General features: G+C 42.9%; 19 protein-coding genes and 3 pseudogenes. 15 read left to right on the top strand and 7 right to left on the bottom strand.

Going from position 1 to position 18,127, the window contains the following annotated elements:
• The 5 genes from HK413_RS07105 to HK413_RS07125 all read left to right on the top strand — a co-directional run.
• Nucleotides 1-388: AAA family ATPase (locus HK413_RS07105; RefSeq protein WP_175269682.1), on the top strand; the 388-nt coding region annotated here is incomplete at its 5' end.
• 278 nt (nt 389-666) lie between these two features.
• Nucleotides 667-1,260: an RNA polymerase sigma factor gene (locus HK413_RS07110; RefSeq protein WP_246229978.1), complete on the top strand. Its 594-nt coding sequence runs from the start codon at nt 667-669 to the stop codon at nt 1,258-1,260.
• A complete protein-coding gene (locus HK413_RS07115) occupies nt 1,257-1,814 on the top strand; it encodes a hypothetical protein (RefSeq protein WP_175269683.1) in 558 nt (185 codons plus the stop codon). The genes HK413_RS07110 and HK413_RS07115 overlap by 4 nt, the downstream gene beginning before the upstream one ends.
• 312 nt (nt 1,815-2,126) lie before the next feature.
• Entirely contained in the window at nt 2,127-2,384 is a 258-nt protein-coding gene (locus tag HK413_RS07120) for a hypothetical protein (RefSeq protein ID WP_217452132.1), read from the top strand.
• 209 nt (nt 2,385-2,593) lie between these two features.
• Complete coding sequence (locus tag HK413_RS07125; protein ID WP_175269685.1) at nt 2,594-3,190, top strand: hypothetical protein; 597 nt, start codon at nt 2,594-2,596, stop codon at nt 3,188-3,190.
• A 118-nt stretch (nt 3,191-3,308) separates the two neighbouring features.
• Here HK413_RS07125 and HK413_RS07130 read toward each other — a convergent pair.
• The 4 genes and pseudogenes from HK413_RS07130 to HK413_RS07135 all read right to left on the bottom strand — a co-directional run bounded on the left by HK413_RS07130 (nt 3,309) and on the right by HK413_RS07135 (nt 6,156).
• A pseudogene (locus HK413_RS07130) lies at nt 3,309-4,497 on the bottom strand (class I SAM-dependent rRNA methyltransferase).
• 106 nt (nt 4,498-4,603) lie between these two features.
• Nucleotides 4,604-4,783 carry a hypothetical protein gene (locus tag HK413_RS20930; protein ID WP_317169364.1) on the bottom strand — a complete coding sequence of 60 codons (180 nt, stop codon included), beginning with the start codon at nt 4,781-4,783 and terminating at the stop codon, nt 4,604-4,606.
• A gap of 36 nt (nt 4,784-4,819) precedes the next feature.
• Nucleotides 4,820-5,053: a hypothetical protein gene (locus HK413_RS20935; RefSeq protein WP_317169365.1), complete on the bottom strand. Its 234-nt coding sequence runs from the start codon at nt 5,051-5,053 to the stop codon at nt 4,820-4,822.
• Complete coding sequence (locus HK413_RS07135) at nt 5,020-6,156, bottom strand: S1C family serine protease (RefSeq protein ID WP_317169366.1); 1,137 nt, start codon at nt 6,154-6,156, stop codon at nt 5,020-5,022. The genes HK413_RS20935 and HK413_RS07135 overlap by 34 nt, the downstream gene beginning before the upstream one ends.
• Before the next feature lie 186 nt (nt 6,157-6,342).
• Here HK413_RS07135 and dapF point away from each other — a divergent pair, with 186 nt between their 5' ends.
• Entirely contained in the window at nt 6,343-7,134 is a 792-nt protein-coding gene (dapF, locus tag HK413_RS07140) for a diaminopimelate epimerase (RefSeq protein WP_175269686.1), read from the top strand.
• On the opposite strand, the gene HK413_RS07145 is transcribed toward dapF, so the two are convergent.
• Nucleotides 7,135-7,680: a hypothetical protein gene (locus tag HK413_RS07145; protein ID WP_175269687.1), complete on the bottom strand. Its 546-nt coding sequence runs from the start codon at nt 7,678-7,680 to the stop codon at nt 7,135-7,137.
• Nucleotide 7,681: 1 nt separating this feature from the next.
• Entirely contained in the window at nt 7,682-8,110 is a 429-nt protein-coding gene (locus HK413_RS07150) for a hypothetical protein (RefSeq protein WP_175269688.1), read from the bottom strand.
• 202 nt (nt 8,111-8,312) lie between these two features.
• Between HK413_RS07150 and HK413_RS07155 the strand changes: the two are divergent.
• The 8 genes and pseudogenes from HK413_RS07155 to HK413_RS07185 all read left to right on the top strand — a co-directional run bounded on the left by HK413_RS07155 (nt 8,313) and on the right by HK413_RS07185 (nt 16,896).
• A pseudogene (locus tag HK413_RS07155) lies at nt 8,313-11,203 on the top strand (DEAD/DEAH box helicase).
• 861 nt (nt 11,204-12,064) lie between these two features.
• Nucleotides 12,065-13,000 (top strand): PIG-L family deacetylase, encoded by a 936-nt coding sequence (locus HK413_RS07160; protein WP_317169367.1) that lies wholly within the window; start codon nt 12,065-12,067, stop codon nt 12,998-13,000.
• Nucleotides 13,001-13,253: 253 nt separating this feature from the next.
• Entirely contained in the window at nt 13,254-13,457 is a 204-nt protein-coding gene (locus HK413_RS07165) for a hypothetical protein (RefSeq protein WP_175269689.1), read from the top strand.
• Nucleotides 13,458-13,540: 83 nt separating this feature from the next.
• The gene (locus tag HK413_RS07170; RefSeq protein ID WP_175269690.1) at nt 13,541-14,590 is read left to right on the top strand and encodes a hypothetical protein; all 1,050 of its coding nucleotides are present in this window, start codon (nt 13,541-13,543) and stop codon (nt 14,588-14,590) included.
• A gap of 383 nt (nt 14,591-14,973) precedes the next feature.
• Nucleotides 14,974-15,225: a hypothetical protein gene (locus tag HK413_RS22065; protein ID WP_394353141.1), complete on the top strand. Its 252-nt coding sequence runs from the start codon at nt 14,974-14,976 to the stop codon at nt 15,223-15,225.
• Nucleotides 15,183-15,947 carry a sodium:solute symporter family transporter gene (locus tag HK413_RS22070; protein ID WP_394353142.1) on the top strand — a complete coding sequence of 255 codons (765 nt, stop codon included), beginning with the start codon at nt 15,183-15,185 and terminating at the stop codon, nt 15,945-15,947. The genes HK413_RS22065 and HK413_RS22070 overlap by 43 nt, the downstream gene beginning before the upstream one ends.
• 199 nt (nt 15,948-16,146) lie before the next feature.
• Nucleotides 16,147-16,668: pseudogene (locus HK413_RS22075) on the top strand (sodium:solute symporter family transporter); the annotation flags it as partial.
• A gap of 63 nt (nt 16,669-16,731) precedes the next feature.
• Nucleotides 16,732-16,896, top strand: coding sequence for a hypothetical protein (locus tag HK413_RS07185; RefSeq protein ID WP_175269691.1), 165 nt, complete (start codon nt 16,732-16,734; stop codon nt 16,894-16,896).
• Between the two features lie 59 nt (nt 16,897-16,955).
• Here HK413_RS07185 and HK413_RS07190 read toward each other — a convergent pair whose 3' ends face one another.
• Nucleotides 16,956-17,198: a hypothetical protein gene (locus HK413_RS07190; protein WP_175269692.1), complete on the bottom strand. Its 243-nt coding sequence runs from the start codon at nt 17,196-17,198 to the stop codon at nt 16,956-16,958.
• Nucleotides 17,199-17,437: 239 nt separating this feature from the next.
• Between HK413_RS07190 and HK413_RS07195 the strand changes: the two genes are divergently transcribed.
• A complete protein-coding gene (locus HK413_RS07195) occupies nt 17,438-17,935 on the top strand; it encodes a hypothetical protein (protein WP_217452133.1) in 498 nt (165 codons plus the stop codon).
• Nucleotides 17,936-18,127: the final 192 nt, after the last annotated feature.

The following is an 18,127-nucleotide window of genomic DNA, read 5'->3' on the forward strand; positions in this document are numbered from 1 at the left end:
AGACGAGATTAATATGTTTCACGGGCAGATTGCTTTGGAAAAGGAGCTGCTGCCACAGGCTAATGAAATACTGATCTGCGACACTACCTTTATTACTGTCAAAATCTGGAGCGATGAAATGTTTGGCAAGTCGCCACAGGAAGTACTGGATGCGTTACCCAAACACCCCTACGACTTTTACCTGCTTTTAAATATAGACCTGCCCCGGCAGGATGACCCCCTGCGCGATTTCCCCCACATGCGCGAACATTTTATGGAGGTATGGCACAAAGAACTAAATGCTTTAAACGCCAATTATATGCTGATAAGCGGTACCGGGCAAGATAGATATGAAAATGCGGTAGCGGCTATTGATGAGTTTTTAAAGATTAGTGAGTTTCCGCGTTAGTGATCGAAGCGGATACCGGCCTGCGCCTAAGGCCACGTGGCGTATGAGCGGAGAGCACGGGCCGCAGGCAACGCCATTATCAGAGATTAGTTAATTGGTGATTTGAGATTAGGCCCGTCACTTAATCTGATTATTTGCTAAGCCAACCTTTAATCTATAACCATCAAACAAAAAAACTAATCTCTAATTAACTAACCTCTAATCACTATACCTATAATCGCTATCTTCAACTTATTTTCATAATTATTTCATGATCATGCAACGTTTAAAAATTACCGTTGTCATATAACCCGAAAGCTTTAAAGAAAAACTTGGAGACCACCTTATTCATAGACAAGCATTACAACTTGGTAGTTGAATGTAAGCAAGGCAGTAAAAAGGCCTGTTATGAGTTATACAAACTATATGCTAAAGCCATGTTAAACGTGGCCTTTAGGATAGTGGGTAACGTGGGCGAAGCCGAGGACGTTTTACAGGAAGCTTTTTTAGATGCTTTTAAACGCATACACGACTTTAGGCAGGAAACCACTTTTGGTTTATGGCTAAAGCAGATAGTAGTGAGCCGCTCTATAAACCTGTTGCGCAAACGTAAAATGGAGTTGGTAGAACTGGGAGAAGATGTAGATAATATAATTGACGAGGAGGAGGATGACGATGAAGAAGTGCAATACAAAGTAAGCCTGGTAAAAAAGGCGATGGAAGAATTGCCCGATGGCTATAAACAGGTAATATCATTATACCTGATAGAGGGTTACGACCATGAAGAAATAGGACAAATATTAGGAATAACAGAAAACACATCAAGAACACAATTTTTAAGAGCTAAAAGAAAGCTGAGCGAGATTTTATTAAGAAGAGGAATAGTACAATGAGTAAGCGATTAGAGGATTTTATAATTAACAACAAACAACATTTTGACGAACTTGAACCAAGGGCCGATCTGTGGAGCAAGATAGAAACAGAACTGCCCCAACATTTCAGGGACGAAAAAAAAGAGGGTAAAACGTTTTCGTTGGGGTTTGTTTTAAGAGTGGCCGCATTAGTAATTTTAGCGATGGGTACCTGTTTTATCACTTACCTGGCTAAGCAAAAACCAGCTACAGTTAGCCTGGCAGCCATTAACCCCGAGTATGCTAAGCAACAGGTACATTATGCATCAGTAATTGCCACACAGCGTACCGAGCTTAAAAGCATTGCCAAAACCGACCCGCAACTGTACAAAGAGTTTACGGCCGAGTTGGCAAAAATGGATTCGACCTATAAAAAATTAAATAAAGATTTGGCTACCAGCCCTAACCAGGAAGCTGTATTGCGCGCAATGATCCGGAACTTGCAGGTGCAAACAGAGGTGCTAAATCAGCAACTAAATGTAATTGAACAATTTAATGAATTTAAAAATCAAAAAAATGAAAGCAAAAATATATAGTATCGCCTTAGTGGCTGTTATGAGCACGGGGCCTTTAACACTGCTACTGCACAAGAAACACCTGCGCCACCTGTAGTCCCTGTGGCGCCCGTGGCACCGGTAGCACCACTTCCGCCTGATTCACGTGTATATGTTACGTCGCAACCAGCTTATGCGCCTTACACCGCCTTTGGCTACGGCAACTCGCAGGACACTGCCTACCGAACCAAAATGCGTAAGCTCCAGGGGAAAAAATGCGCGCCTTAAGCAAAGAAATGTCTGAGCTTGCACGCGATGAAAGTAAAAGGGTGTCTGTTGTCAGCCAGGGAGAGAATGGCTGCGTTGCGCAAAACGATGAGCATAAAGTTAGATTCGTCTATGCGCCGTAGCTTTAGCAGGACGTTTGCTAACAATACGCGCTTCAATTTTGATAACATGGATAGTAATCTTGCCAAACAAGTGGCAAACGGTGAGATCAAAGAGAAAACCAAAACCTTTACAAAAAGCTATAATGTTGATGCGAATGACGCGTTGAAGATTGACAATAGCTACGGTAAGGTAACCATAAATACCGGGCCAAAAACGAGGTAAAAGTTGATGTAGACATTAAAAGCTACGCTATTGATGATACTGAAGCGCAAAAATTACTTGATCAAACCACAATTAACAGTGGCAAAGATGGCAACACGGTTAGCTTTACTACTGCTATTGATCGCGAAAAGAATTCGTGGTGGGGCACCAGCTCTGAGAATGGTAAAATAACTAAAGTACGTAAGGTAATTATTAATTATGTTGTTTATATGCCGGCTAAAAACCCGCTGACTATCAACAACAGGTACGGTGGTATTATTTTGCCTGACTTGAGCGGGAAATTAAATATCAAAAATTCATACGGTGGCCTTGTTGCCAAAGCTTTAACAAACAGCGATAATATGATTGAGGTTAGATATGGCAGCGCAAATATTGAAAGCCTTTCAAATAGCGACCTGAATGTTTCTTACGGCAGCTTGCAGTTAGACCAGGCCGATAACCTTAACGCAAACATTAGCTACAGCCCTGCAAAAATTGGGAAGTTGGGTTCGTCGGGTACATTTGTGGTACGTTACGGCGGTGGTTTAGAGATTGGCGATGTGGGCAAAAACCTGAAAGCTTTATCTATCAACTCATCATACGCCCCGGTGAAATTAGGATCGTTAAACGATGCGAATGCCGATTTTGACGTGACGGTACACTATGGCGATTTCTTGTATGACAGCGCAACTAACGTAACCAGCAAAACCCCTGATAACGAACGTGGCTACACCTCAACCAAAAATTACAAGGGCCACGTAGGTAAAGGTAACGCTGATAAAGTAATCACCATAAAATCAACATACAGTAATGTGAAGTTTGATTAAAAGAGTCAAGAAGTAAGAATCAAGATTCAAGACAAAATGGCCGTTGTTATTACAACGGCCATTTTATTTAAGTCGATTCTCTCTTTATTCTTGAATCTTAACTCTTGATTCTCTTTTCTTAAAACACCCTGCATAACAACCCTTTCAAGTACTCACCTTCAGCGAAGGAGGACCGCACCGGGTGATCTTCGGGCTGGCAAAACTGGTAAATAAATTGCACCTGCTTACCCGCGTCTAAAGCTGCCCGAGGCCAGTACCTGCTTAAATGTCTCCATATTCATGGCCCCAGAGCACGAATAAGTGGCCGGGAGGCCTCCTTTATTCAATAACAACATTGCTAACCTGTTAAGATCTTTATACGCTCTTGAGGCTCTATCTAAAGCCGAGCGGGACGGGGCATATTTAGGCGGATCAAGCACAATGATATCAAATGTGGTACCCTCATCTTTAAAAACCCGCAGTTGCTTGTTTACGTCTGACTGTATAGCGGTATGCTTTTTAGCATCCAGTTTATTTAGTTTGATGTTTTGTTTTAAAGTTTCTATCGCCGGGGCGGAGCTATCTACGCTGGTAACATAGGCTGCGCCAGTATGCAAGGCATTTAGCGTAAAGCCGCCGGTATAGCTAAAGCAATCAAGCACGGTCTTGCCTTTGGCGTAGCCAGCCACAATTTTGCGGTTATCGCGCTGGTCGCAGTAAAAGCCTGATTTCTGGCCTTCGGCGATATTGATGTTATACAGGATATTGTTCTCTTTTACCTCTACCGAGTCGGGTGGGTTATCGCCAAACAAAACCACATTCTCGGTTTCCATGCCCTCGTGCTGGCGCGATGCGGCATCGCTCTTGTCAAAAACACTTTTAGGGTTTAACAGGCGTTTCAATTCGTCAATAATCACCGGCATCATTTTTCGATACCCGATGTAAGCACCTGTACCGCTAAATGATCGGCATATTTATCAACTATTAATCCGGGTAAATAGTCCGATTCGCTAAATATCAAACGGCAGGTATTGGTGTCACCGGTACTTAATAATTCACTTCTTGCTGCCACTGCAATTGCTACTTTATCGCGGAACCATTGCTCATCAACGTTAACCGCTTCATCCCATTCCAGCAACCTCACTGCCACGCGGCTCTGATCGTTATAAAAACCATAAGCCATAAAATCGCCTTTGGCATTCACCAGGGCGTACAATATCCCCATTGGTAGGTTTACCCTTTACATGTGCTATCGCCCCCGAAAATACCCACGGATGGCGATGCAGCACTGCTTTCTCTTTACCCTTATTTAATACAATATCGATCATGGGGCAAAGGTAATAAAAAAGCCCCTCTCCTTTGGAGAGGGGTTGGGGTGAGGCCACAAAAAAACCCGGCTTTTGGCCGGGCTTCTTCATTATTTATTATTAATCATTACTGGGCTACCATAAAACTGTTACTAAAGGTACCACCGTCCGGGTAGTATCCGGTTATAGTAACAGTACCATTTTTAAGGTTGGTTATTGCCTTATCAATATCGGCAATGCTGTTTACAGGTTGTTGGTTTACCTTAGTAACAACCGAACCTACCGGAACCTCAAAATTCTCAAACATGCCGCCGCTGCGTACGGGTAACCAACACGCCGCTGCTTACATGGAACTTAGCTTTTGTGCAGGAGTAAGCGGCACAAAGCTGGCGCCTAATTTATTGTACAATTCGGAAGCTGATTTTGTTACTGTTGCAGAACGCGTCGCTGTTGGTGCATCTGCTTTAAGCGTTACGGTAAAGTTTTTCTCGGCACCATCACGCAACACAGTTAAGTGGATCTTATCACCCGGCTGTAAACGTCCTACGCGCTCTTGTAAATCAGACGACTCATACACAGGCTGGCCTTCAACTTTGCTAATGATATCACCTTTTTTATACCGGCTTGCTCTGCACCGCTACCTTCAACAATATCATTAACATATAAACCTACTGTAGTTTTAATATGCAGATTCTCGGCTGCGTCAGGGTTTAACTCACGGAAGTTAACGCCTACATAGCCGCGTTTAACCGCGCCATATTTCTGGATATCATTCAATACCTTTTTAGCAAGGTTAATAGGGATGGCAAAACCATAACCTTCGTACGAGCCGGTGTGCGACATAATAGCTGAATTGATAGCGATCAATTCGCCTTTGGTGTTAACCAACGCACCACCGCTGTTACCGGGGTTAATGGCGGCATCTGTTTGTATAAACGATTCGATCCCCTTACGCGGAGCAGCTGGTTGTTGCCTGCGCATACGGCCCCCAAATGGGTTAGCGTCGTCTTCATCCCGGTTATCTTCAGAACCTATAATACCCATACCGCGGCCCTTAGCGCTAATGATACCTGCTGTAACGGTTGACGTTAAGTTAAAAGGGTTACCAACTGCCAGTACCCATTCGCCTACTCTTGCATCGTCCGAGTTACCTAACTTTACAATAGGCAGGTTGGTACCGTCAATTTTAATTAAAGCTAAATCGGTGTTAGGGTCTGTACCTATTACTTTTGCTTTAAACTGGCGATGGTCATTTAACGTAATATCAATTTTGTCGGCTTTAGCTACCACGTGGTTATTGGTAACAATGTAACCATCAGGCGAAATTATAACTCCAGATCCTGACGCCATTTGCGGTGTGTTTTGGCGCGGCATACGCTGGCCAAACATATCGCCAAACATACGTTGCATAGCGTCTTCCTGTGAGTTTTGTGCAGTATTGGTATAAGTTGTACGGATATAAACCACAGCCGGTGTTACCGCTGCAGCTGCCTGCGTAAAATCAACCTCACCTGCTGATGATGTAATGGCCGGCGACATTTTGTTATTAGCAAAATAAACTTGCTGCTTTTCGTCAAAGCTCATATTATCAGCATACTTCTTTTCAACTAACTTGTAGGTGCCCAGCGCCATAGCGCCACCCACAAAAGCTGTTAATAATGTTAAACCAATTCTTTTCATCTTATATCCTTATTTATATTGTTTACTAATCGTTATTTTTGTAGTTCAAATTTAATACCATATAGACGGTATATGCAATAATAAGTTATACGGTTTTTTGTTAAAAAATGTTAAAATTAACGCAAAGGCTATTGCTTTGTTATTGGCGGTTGTTTTTGACTTAAAAGTTACTATTAAATACATACAGTGAAACTACATTTCTATAAATACCGGGGCGCGGGCAACGATTTTATTTTGGTTGATAACCGCGAAATTGCTGTAAATCACCACAATGTGGAGCTGATAGCAGGCTTGTGCGACCGCCGTTTTGGTATTGGCGGCGATGGTATCATGTTCCTGCAAAACAAAGAGGGGTATGATTTTGAGATGGTATATTATAATGCCGACGGCCAGCCAAGCAGTATGTGCGGCAATGGCGGGCGCTGTATTGTAGCTTTTGCAAAATTCCCGGGGATCATTGACTCCGAGACAGATTTTTTGGCAGTAGATGGTCCGCATCATGCCAAAATTTCAGAAACCGGCGACTGGGTGAGCCTGCAAATGATTGATGTGGACACCATTACCAAAAATGCGGATGCTTATGTGTTAAACACAGGCTCGCCGCATTACGTAACCCCGGCGCATGACCTCGCCAATAAAAATGTTTATGCAGATGGCCACGCTATCCGCAATAACGAAACCTACAAAGCCAACGGTATCAACGTAAATTTTGTTGAACCAAAGGCCAACGGTTATTTCGTGCGCACATTTGAGCGCGGGGTAGAAGACGAAACTTACGCCTGCGGTACCGGCGTAACCGCAGTAGCTTTAGCAATGGCTAAACACAATAACCAAACCGGCAGTATCGAAACACCCATAAAAGTTTTAGGTGGCGATCTGAATATCCGCTTTAATTATGATGGTATAAGCTTTACCAAAATCTTTTTAGAAGGCCCTGCTAAGTTGGTTTTTGAGGGAGAGGTGCAGATATATAAATAATTATTGGGGACTTGGTGTCAACGGTATATCTTTAATAGTAACCTTGCTCTTCGGTTCTATTCTTTCCCCGTTTTTGTATTTAATTCTTCCCATAAACCTGCCTTTAAACCCGGTATATTCGTATAGCAAATTCTCCAAGTTATAAAATCTACTGGGGTGATCCTTCAGCATTATGGTATCGGTGTCGTCAGTAGCCTCAAAAAATGACATTGTGTAGGTTGCGTATTTTCCCTTTTTTTGTATCTGCGGTTTTTTGACAAAAGCCTCTAAAAGTTTAAGGGTTTGCGGATTGTCCTCATAGTCTACTATTTTATAGTTGCTAAGTTTATCAGTGTAGATTTTACCGTTAAAATTTTGACTGATTACAGTATCGATAACCCTTAAAGGTAATATTACTAGGTGTGTCGGTACGCGGGTACAGCCTATCGCATATAAAACACAAACTATAGCAATTACTGCTTTTAAAATTTTCAAAATTAGTTTGATTGTTAGTTTTTTAGTTCCCTCAGTGTCCTCTGTGAGAGACCCTGAGGGAACACTATTCAATTTACCTCTTATTTCTATTTATAAGCGTAACGTTTTTTAACGTGATATTTATCTCGGCCCATTTACGTCTTGGTGCATCATATTCAATTGACAGTTTAAACACTCCTTTACTCACTTTAGTTAGTCCCAATATTTTTGGTGCGTAAAAATCACCTACATTATATAAATGTACTTCGGGCGCGTCATCAATTGATGAAACAGAAATTAAAAAACGATGACTTACCTCATCTGTTCCAAGCACGTGTGCACTGCCCGATACATTGGCGATCTTATATACCTTAATAGCAATATTATCATCACTGGCTGTTTTAAGTGCCTCAACCGAAGAAAGTAGTATTGCCGGGTCTTTAGTTTTAACAGACACCACTTTCTGGCTAAAAACCGTTGCGGCAAAAAACACTAAAATTAAAGGGAGAAATATCTTTTTCATGGTTCAGGATTAATGTCCCAAAATAATACAAATATGGTGTAATTAAAACCTTTATCACCAATAACTAATAAATCAGTGGACCAACCTTATCCACACTGTTAATAATTATTTAACGCCAAACATTTTTTCTTACTGCAAATTCTGTTTACGTTTGAATTTTTTGTTGATGTAGCTTTTAATAATTTTTTATTTAAAGCTACCTATGTTACGTGTCGACAGTTCAAAACCCTGCCAAATTATTTATGCTATCGCTAAGCATGAATATCTGGGCTATGTAATTGAACCGCACGTTGTTCAGCTTAACCCAAATGGCGAGTTTTCGCTTACCCACCAACGTTTATTTTCAAATACCGCTACCGAGTTTAGCCACTGTATTGACGATGTTGATGTCAAACTGATCAAGCTTTTAGAAGAGATTGAGCAGGGTAACGTCATCAAAAAATTCTATAAAAAGCCTATCCGCCCGTCGGAGTTTTTTGCCAAGATCTTTAATGATACATTATTCGAAACCATCCGCCCCAAAATGGAAAAGCGCATGGCCGATGCATTGAATTTACTGGCCGATAAGCAGATCTACCAGATGAGCAAAGAGGGGTATCCTGCCGAGAAGAAACTAAAGATCGCCGATGAAGTAACTTCGGTGCTGTTCCATTTCCGTCGCGACGCGGAAGAGATCCGTTATTTCCCAACGTTAAAATATAAAGGGATGCGGATAGAGTTTATGTTCAAAAATGCCGAGATCATTTGCAACCACCCCGCCGGATGCTGATGGACGATACCCTTTACCATTTTGATAAAGAGATTGAGGGTAAAAAGCTGTTGCCGTTTTTAAACAAGCGCTATATAGCGGTGCCCCGGTCGTCAGAGAAATCATACTTCGAAAAATTTGTGGCACCGCTCATAGAGAAGCATAATGTTTATGCCGAAGGCTTTACTATTGATACCGAAAAGCATGAGGCCATCCCCATGTTAAAACCTATTTATATTGAAGGTGGCACATCGCAGCTGCAACTATATTTTAAATATGCCGGTTATATTTTCCCTTACGGGGATGGCAGGCATATCTCGGTGCGGATGGAGGTGCATGGCGACGATTATACTTTCCATCGCATTAAACGATCCGTAACCGGGAGAAAAACAAGCTGACCCAGTTAGAGGAGTTAGGATTGAAAACAGTTTCATCATTGTTTCAAAACACGGAGGTAGTGCATAATGAGGACGATACCAACCAGTCACATTCCATATTTGAATGGCTGAACCAGCACCACGACGCGTTAATAGAGCAAGGCTTTGAAATTGAGCAGCCCGAAGGACAAAAGCGGTATGTTTTTGGCAATAGCAAAATAGACCACGGAAGTTACCGAGGATAACGACTGGTTTGATATCAACGCCTTTGTTTATTTTGGGACGTACCGCATCCCGTTTATCCAGCTTAAAAATCATATCCTCAACCATAAAAAAGAATTTACACTGCCATCCGGCGAGATAGCGGTTATCCCTGAGCAATGGTTCTCGCAATACGGTAACCTGCTGCATTTTAGCGAGGGCGGCGAACAGATCAAACTACGCCGTCATCATTTAGGTTTGGTTAACGACCTCGCCGGCGAAATGGCCGAAGTAACCATGAGCCGCAAGCTGCAAAAGCTGATGGACTTTGACGAACTGGGCGAAGTGCCCATGCCTGATAACTTTTCAGGTAGTTTAAGGCCCTATCAACAGGCAGGCTATAACTGGTTCCACTTTTTAAAGAACTTCCATTTTGGCGGGTGTTTGGCCGATGATATGGGTTTGGGTAAAACCATCCAAACCCTTGCCTTGCTGCAAAAACATAAAGAAGATACCGAGGCTGCGGGTGGTAAAAGCACTTCGCTGGTTATTATGCCAACCTCGCTGATATACAACTGGCTTAATGAAGCCAAAAAGTTTGCACCGCAGTTAAGGCTCATGGTGCATACCGGCACGTTCCGCTATAAATCGCCCGAGGTGTTTGCCAATTATGATGTGGTGATCACTACCTACGGCATCAGCCGGATAGATATAGAAATGTTTAAGGCCTACTTTTTTGATTACGTGATATTAGACGAGAGCCAGAACATCAAAAACCCGGCATCAAAATCGTTCCACTCGGTTAAACAATTAAAATCAAAGTTTAAGCTGATATTGAGCGGTACACCGGTTGAAAATTCGGTTAACGACCTCTGGACGCAGATGTCGTTCATTAACCCCGGCTTGTTAGGCACACAGCAATATTTTATCAATGAATTTGTAACGCCGATAGAAAAGAAAAAGGACGAAGAAAAAGCCCGTAAGCTGCAGGCTCTTATAAAACCTTTTGTATTGCGCCGCACCAAGGAGCAGGTAGCTACCGAGTTGCCGCCAAAAACCGAGAACCTCTTCTACTGCCAGATGAGCGAAGAACAGGCATCAGTTTATGAAGAAGTAAAATCTGAGTATCGTAACGAGCTATTAAAAAGTTTGGAGGATGGCACCTTCGCCAAAACACAGATCCGGTGTTGCAGGGCTTGACTAAATTGCGCCAGATAGCCAATCACCCTTACATGATAGATCAGGATTATGAGGGCGATTCGGGCAAGTTTGAGAATGTTACCCATACTTTGAATACTGTGTTGGATGGTGGCCATAAGGTGTTGATATTCTCGCAATTTGTGAAGCAACTTGCTATTTACCGTCGCTATTTTGATGAGCAGCATATTCCTTATGTATACCTTGATGGCGCAACCCAAAACCGGGGCGATGTGGTAAAACAGTTCCGAGGAAGATAAAAGTACCCGCGTGTTCCTCATCTCTATAAAAGCGGGCGGGGTAGGCCTAAACCTAACCGAGGCCGACTATGTTTTCATCCTCGACCCATGGTGGAACCCGGCGGTAGAACAACAGGCTATCGACCGTACGCACCGCATCGGCCAAACCAAGAATGTGTTCATCTACAAGTTCATTACTAAGGACACCGTAGAAGAAAAGATCCTTGCCCTGCAGCAACGCAAGCTCAGCATGTCGCGCGCGTTGATTACAACTGAGGAAAGCTTTATCAAGTCACTTTCTGCGGATGATATTAAGGAGATATTGGGGTAGGTTTGCTCCTCACCTCGAAGATTTTTAGCCTGTTGCTTCATGGCCATTGCGCGCTTAGCTTGCCCCGCTCTTTGGCCGCGGGGGCCAGTTACTTTTTGTCTTGATACAAAAAGTAACCAAAAAAATCAAGTCAGCCCGATCGCTTCCACCCGCAAGGCCATACTCCCGGCCCGGCGTGCTGACAGGCCTTTGCGCGCTTTTTTTTTTAATACTCATTAATAAGAAGATGTTGGTTCTGTCCTAAAACTGTCATACGGGCAGCTTCGGGCAAAATCAGGTAAAACAAGTAGGGTGGTGCGGCTGCAAAGGCATTGGTAATTTTGCCTGAAGGGGTAGCCTTGCGCGACAACCGGCGGCAAAAGGACCGGGCCTTGGGTTTTAGCTGATTTGCAGGGCATAAGGCCCGTGCGGCAGAGAAGCCTCCCGGATGACTTGATTTTTTGGTTCTTTTTCATCAAGGAAAAAGAACAAAGCCTTTCCGCGGCAATTGAGCGCTACGACGCCTTCAACTCACCCGACAAACAATAGCACTGACAAAATGCCGCCACCATTAACCCCATCATTTCTTCGTATTTTGCCGGGTCCCTCAAACACCTTTCCCGCGGTAATCCGCTACAATATACAAGGCATATAATTATTGCCAAAACACATTAAGTTCTTTGAAATTTAAGTAAGTATTTAAATTACAGTTAGTTAATTAAAAATGTTACTACCGGCATCACCCCTTATACCCGAAAAATGGCAAAAATTACTACCGGTATCAGGCCCTATACCTGAAAAACGCCTTTTTTTACTACCGGTAAAGCGCCTGATACCGGAAAAACAGTGTTTTTTACTACCGGTATAAGTTGTTAAGCTGGTGTGAAAATAAATCAGTACGAAGCCATGACTTTCGCGCCGCTACAGACTAATTTTTCTTTTATATATTTGGCTATGAAGCGTTCCCAACTATTTGCCATATTTTTATTGCTCTGCAGTGCCGCGTTTGCACAAACCGCACCACCGGCCGATCTGGCAACTATACAACAAAGCTTTAAAAAATTAAACGTACTGGGCAGCGTGCTATACATGGCCGCGCATCCTGACGATGAAAACACCCGGCTGCTGGCTTACCTCGCGCAGGAGAAACATTACCGCACCGGCTACCTTGCGCTAACCCGCGGCGACGGCGGTCAGAACCTGATAGGCACCGAGCAAGGCGAATTATTAGGATTAGTACGCACCCGGGAGCTTTTAGCCGCAAGAAGGGTAGATGGCGCCGAGCAGTTTTTTAGCCGCGCTAACGACTTTGGTTTCTCAAAGGGTCCGGAGGAAACCTTGCGGATCTGGGATCATGAAAAAGTGTTGGGCGATGCCGTTTGGGTTATCCGTAAGTTCAGGCCCGATGTGATTATCTGCCGTTTCCCTACAACCGGCGAGGGCGGCCACGGGCATCATACCTCATCAGCTATAATAGCCGAAGAAGCTTTTAAAGCAGCTGCTGACCCGAAGCGTTTTCCCGAACAGTTAAGATACGTGCAAACCTGGCAGGTAAAACGCTTGTTATGGAACACCTTTAACTTTGGCAGCACTAACACTACCGCCCCAAACCAGTTTAAAATTGACGTGGGCGTTTACAACCCCATATTAGGCAAAGGCTACGGCGAAATAGCTGCCGATAGCCGCTCGAACCATAAAACGCAGGGGTTTGGCTCGGCTAAGCAACGTGGCAGCTCTTTCGAATATTTTAAGACCATCCCGGGTGATGCACCTGTTAATGATTTGATGGATGGGGTTAATACTACCGGAGCAGGGTAAAAGGAGGAGCAGCAATAGCCACAGAACTCGCTGGTATTAAAAGTAGGTTCGATCTGGAGCATCCGGATAAATCAGTGCCCGCATTGGTAGCTCTGTTAACCAAAGTTGAGGGGTTGATGATACTTACTGGCGCGATCAAAAGTCGAAAGAACTAAAAGATATTATTGCGGCGTGCGCTGGATTATGGTTCGAGGCCTATGCTGATCAGTCATCTTATGCAGTTGGTGAGCCTATAAAAGTATCATCACAGATATTGAGCAGGTATAATGATCAAATAAAAGTAAGGAGTATTGACGAACAACACACCGACCAGCATTTTGCCAGTGGAAGAACTATACCGGCCGGTGTAGTGCAAATCTTTACCAGTACGACGGTTGTTGATAAAATAACGCAGCCCTACTGGTTAGAAACACCACATTCCTTAGGCGTTTATAATATTGCCGACCAGAAAGTGTAGGTAATCCTGAAAATCCTAACTCACCTTATGTAGGCTTTGATTTTATCATTGAGAGCAGCACGCTGCATTTTGAACGCAAGCTGATGTATAAATACGTCGACCAGGCCAAAGGTGAAATCTACCAGCCAATTGCCATTGCGCCACCTGTAACCGCCAACATTGTCAATAAAGATTATGTGTTTAACAGTACGCAACCGCAAACCGTACAAATAAAACTGCAAAGCTTTACCAACGCAACCGGCAGCATCAGCTTAAAACCAATAGCCGGTTGGAAAATAAGCCCTACTAAAATTGAATTTAGCAATAAGCCAAAAGGAACCGAATGGACAGAATCCTTCACTATAGCACCTGTAGACAGCAAGCCCAGTAATAATGTTTTGGAGGCTGTGGTAACTACGGGTGGTAAAGATTGGAGCATGGGCTTTCAACGAATTGCTTATGATCATATCCCGACGATAACCTTATTCCCGCCTGCTGAGGCCAAACTGATCAATATCGACCTGAGAACCGCGGGTAAAAAAATTGGCTACATAGCCGGTGCCGGAGACGTGGTTGCCGAATCGTTAGCGCAGGTAGGTTATGATGTGCACCAGCTTACCGAGACTGATATTATGAATACCGACCTATCAGTTTACGATGCCATAGTTACCGGTGTGCGTGCCTACAACACCAACCCGCGCCTGGTTGTTGAACAGCCAAAATTGATGGAGTATGTTAAAAATGGCGGCAACTTTGTGGTGCAATACAATGTGTTCCAGCCGTTGGTGTTGAGCCAGATTGGTCCGTATCCCTTCAAAATTGTTAACCAGCGTGTAACTGATGAAGAGGCAAAGGTTACGTTTATTGACCCTCAGCACCCGGTATTAAATTATCCCAACAAAATAACCCAGGCTGATTTTGACGGTTGGGTACAGGAACGTGGTTTGTACTTTGTTAGCAATATAGATCCCCGCTATAAAACCATCCTCAGTATGAATGACCCCGGCGAAGCTCCAAATCCCGGTTCGTTAATAGTTGGCGATTTTGGTAAGGGTAGGTTTGTTTATACTTCGTTAGATTTTTTTAGAGAACTACCCGCCGGCGTGCCGGGAGCATATAGGCTATTTGTGAATTTGTTGAGTAAGTCTAAATAATTAAACAGGTTACTTTTTTAACAATATACTATTGCTACACATCATATAATAAATTACTTTTGCACGTACTATATACAAAATACTATGAGTCACCATCCAAAAACAGAAAAAGAGAGTTTAAACTACATCTATTATCTTGTTGGCATATTAAGCGGCGCGTTTATTGGCGCAATTATACAGGTAGCATTTACCGGGTAATAGTAGGTGCGCTATTAGGATTTTTATTTACTGCCTTCTTCGTACAAGTATTGGCTAAAAGCAGTGAAGAAGCCTGATCCTGAGCTTCCTTCATTTATAAAAAATTGGAACCAGTTTTACGGTATTGTTGCCGGATGGCTGGTTTTTTTAATTGTAATTTTCTGGCTCATTACCCTTTATCTTAAATGAGCTTAACCGACTGGATAGTTCTGGGTGCTACCATATTGCTTATAGTAGTTTACGGACTATGGAAAAGCGGTAACAATAAAAACATCGACCAGTTTCTTGTCGGCGGTCGGTCTCTGTCCTGGTATCATATTGGTTTTTCGGTAATGGCTACGCAGGCCAGCGCCATTACATTCTTATCGGCCCCGGGCAGGCTTATAGCGATGGGATGCGATTTGTACAGTTTTACTTCGGGTTGCCGCTGGCGATGATCGTGCTCTGTATTACCTTCGTTCCCATCTTCCATCGCCTTAAAGTTTATACCGCTTACGAATTTTTAGAGCAGCGGTTCGACTTAAAAACCCGGGCTTTAACATCTATCCTTTTTCTGATCCAACGAGGGCTTTCTACCGGGGTAGCTATTTACGCGCCGGCTATTATATTATCCACTATACTTAATATCAATACAACTTATACTACGCTGTTTATTGGCGGGTTGGTTACTTTTTATACGGTAGCGGGTGGTACCAAAGCGGTATCGTATACGCAACTGCTGCAAATGAGCATTATCTTTTTAGGGATGTTTGCAGCAGGGGCATTAGTGGTAGTGCTATTGCCGCAAAATATTGGGTTTGTACATGCCGTTAAATTGGCCGGCAAACTGGGCAAGATGAATGTTATTGACTGGAAGTTTGACCCCGGCAGCCGTTACAATATTTGGAGCGGAATAATAGGTGGTTTCTTTTTGCAGCTATCTTATTTCGGGACAGATCAAAGCCAAGTGGGGCGCTATTTAACCGGCAGCTCTGTAGGGCAGAGCCGGATGGGCTTGATCATGAACGGGTTGATAAAAATCCCGATGCAGTTTTGTATCCTGTTAATTGGCATACTGGTTTTTGCCTTTTACCAGTTTAATAAGCCGCCTATGTTTTTTAACCAGTATGAGGTTAAGCAGGTTAAAAAAGCGCTTACGCAGGCCAATACGATGCCTTAGAGGGGAAATATGCTATTGCCTTTGAGCAACGTAAAGCTAAAGCCGATGAGTTAATAACAGCCATTGATAGTAAGGATAAAACCCAAATAGATCAGGCGCAAGCAGACCTTAAAAAAGCTGAAGCAACAGCTGAGGACATCCGTAAGGAAAGCATCAGCCTGATGAAAAAAATAATGGTAAAGCCGATACTGACGATACCAACTATGTCTTCCTGAACTTTGTTACGCATTATTTACCTAAAGGATTAATTGGCCTGCTGATAGCTATCGTTTTTTTAGCTTCAATGGGATCAACAGCAAGTGCCCTTAACTCTTTGGCATCAACCACCGTGGTTGATATTTATAAACGCAGTGTTAATCCCGGTGCGTCTGATAAGAATTACCTGCTGGCATCGCGCCTGGCTACAGTTTTTTGGGGCATGGTATGCGTAGGCATGGCTTTATATGCAGGTAAAATGGGCAATCTGCTGGAGGCAGTTAACCAGTTAGGTTCATATATTTATGGGACGATATTGGGCGTGTTTGTAGTAGCTTTTTATGTTAAGCGGGTTGCGGGCACAGCCGTATTTATTGCCGCTGTTATTACTGAAGCTATTATCTGTTTCTTAGGATGGACCGGGGCTGTAGCCTATTTATGGTTAAACCCGATAGGATGTCTTTTGGTGATATTGATAGGTTTGTTAATTAACCCTTTCATAAAGGAAAAAGCAAAAGTCGCTTAAAAACAAAAAAGCCCCTTACCAACGGTAAAGGGCCTCAGCATTAAATAGCTATATTATTTGCAAATGCAATTGGCTGTCACTGTTGGACAGGTTGCTTTGCTGGTACATTTTGCTTTAGCGCATGATGTACAAGCCGCTTTTGCTTTCTTAACCGGAACTTTTGGTGTTGCAAATACAGATGCGGTTGCAATTAATATTGCTGCAGCGCTTAAAATTACTTTTTCATGATATTTTAAATTAATGTTTAATAATAATACTCAGGCCCAGGGCCACAATTGGATATTAAATTAAACTTTCGGCGGTTTCCAGTCGGATGAGGAATAGCCGGGCACATTGCCCATTTTATATATCGTAACTGGTGATGCAATATTGATAACTAAAGCCGGTTTTACGTTTACCGGGTCAACGGTTAAGAAACCACAAATGCCGCAGGTTAAAAGCATGCTGCAATTTCCGGCAGCGCAATCATCCTTTGGTTCGGGTGTACGTTTACAGGCTTTGGTTTGCTTTTTACAGCAGTCTAATTTCACAGGTTGTGCCATTGCTTTTACCTTTCCCGTATAGGAAGATAAAAACAGGATGCACACAATTTGTAAAATCGCCAAAAACTTCATTAATCAAATGTATAAAAATAATAGCTCAATAAATAATGACCTTGCACACAAACGTGTAAGAAAAATCAGAGCTTGTTACTGTAGGTAAGTATTAATTGAAACAAAATTGTAATGTTCATGTTGCAATTGATACACTAATTCAACAACATATAATTATGAAAAAGATCAGCTTAATACTCCTAATGGCCGGCATGGGTTTAACTACCCAATTTGTAAACGCGCAGGACAGCGACACTACAAAAAACAAAATTGAAGTTAAAAAGAAAGTTAAAGTTGGCGTACATGGCCGACAGGTAACCAAAATAAAAGTAGAGGGCAAAGGCACACCCGAAGCGATAAGCAATGCAGCTGCAACCGCAGCAACGGGTAAAACCCATGTAGTTGTTGCACCAGCGCCGGCACCACGGCCGGTAGTTGTGGTAGCACCTGCTACCGAAGCTAAACCTGCAACTACAGTAACGACAACTACTACCACGAAACCAGTTGTAACAACCAGACAAACTACAACCAGCGCTACCAGAACATCAACAGCGCATGTAGTACATACTAACACCCCGGTTAAACGTCGTGCGGTAACTCATGTATATAAAAGACCAGCGGTAGCTGCAAGTACAAAAACAACAACTACTACTACTGTTAAAAAGGAACAATAATTAATACGTAGTAATATTTAATAACAAAAAGGCCCCATGCAATCGCATGGGGCTTTTTTGTTGGCTTTATAAAATGTTATATGAAGCTGTATAAATAAAAATCCGGTAAAAAATAAATGCCCCTTCGAACTTGCTTCTTAGGGGCATTCAACCTAAACCTTATCACAATTAAACTGGCAAGTTTGCCAGCTT

The sequence above is a fragment of the Mucilaginibacter humi genome (genome assembly GCF_013087555.1).

Excerpts from the sequence above, each read along its gene's own strand:
- HK413_RS07120 (WP_217452132.1), top strand. The coding sequence starts at position 2,127 with ATGGCTGCGTTGCGCAAAACGATGAGCATAAAGTTAGATTCGTCTATG.
- HK413_RS07125 (WP_175269685.1), top strand. The coding sequence starts at position 2,594 with ATGCCGGCTAAAAACCCGCTGACTATCAACAACAGGTACGGTGGTATT.
- HK413_RS07195 (WP_217452133.1), top strand. The coding sequence starts at position 17,438 with ATGAAAAAGATCAGCTTAATACTCCTAATGGCCGGCATGGGTTTAACT.
- HK413_RS07185 (WP_175269691.1), top strand. The coding sequence starts at position 16,732 with ATGCAATTGGCTGTCACTGTTGGACAGGTTGCTTTGCTGGTACATTTT.
- HK413_RS22070 (WP_394353142.1), top strand. The coding sequence starts at position 15,183 with ATGCGATTTGTACAGTTTTACTTCGGGTTGCCGCTGGCGATGATCGTG.
- HK413_RS07115 (WP_175269683.1), top strand. The coding sequence starts at position 1,257 with ATGAGTAAGCGATTAGAGGATTTTATAATTAACAACAAACAACATTTT.
- HK413_RS20930 (WP_317169364.1), bottom strand. The coding sequence starts at position 4,783 with ATGTTTGAGAATTTTGAGGTTCCGGTAGGTTCGGTTGTTACTAAGGTA.
- HK413_RS07135 (WP_317169366.1), bottom strand. The coding sequence starts at position 6,156 with ATGAAAAGAATTGGTTTAACATTATTAACAGCTTTTGTGGGTGGCGCT.
- HK413_RS07170 (WP_175269690.1), top strand. The coding sequence starts at position 13,541 with ATGTATAAATACGTCGACCAGGCCAAAGGTGAAATCTACCAGCCAATT.
- HK413_RS22065 (WP_394353141.1), top strand. The coding sequence starts at position 14,974 with ATGAGCTTAACCGACTGGATAGTTCTGGGTGCTACCATATTGCTTATA.
- HK413_RS07150 (WP_175269688.1), bottom strand. The coding sequence starts at position 8,110 with ATGAAAAAGATATTTCTCCCTTTAATTTTAGTGTTTTTTGCCGCAACG.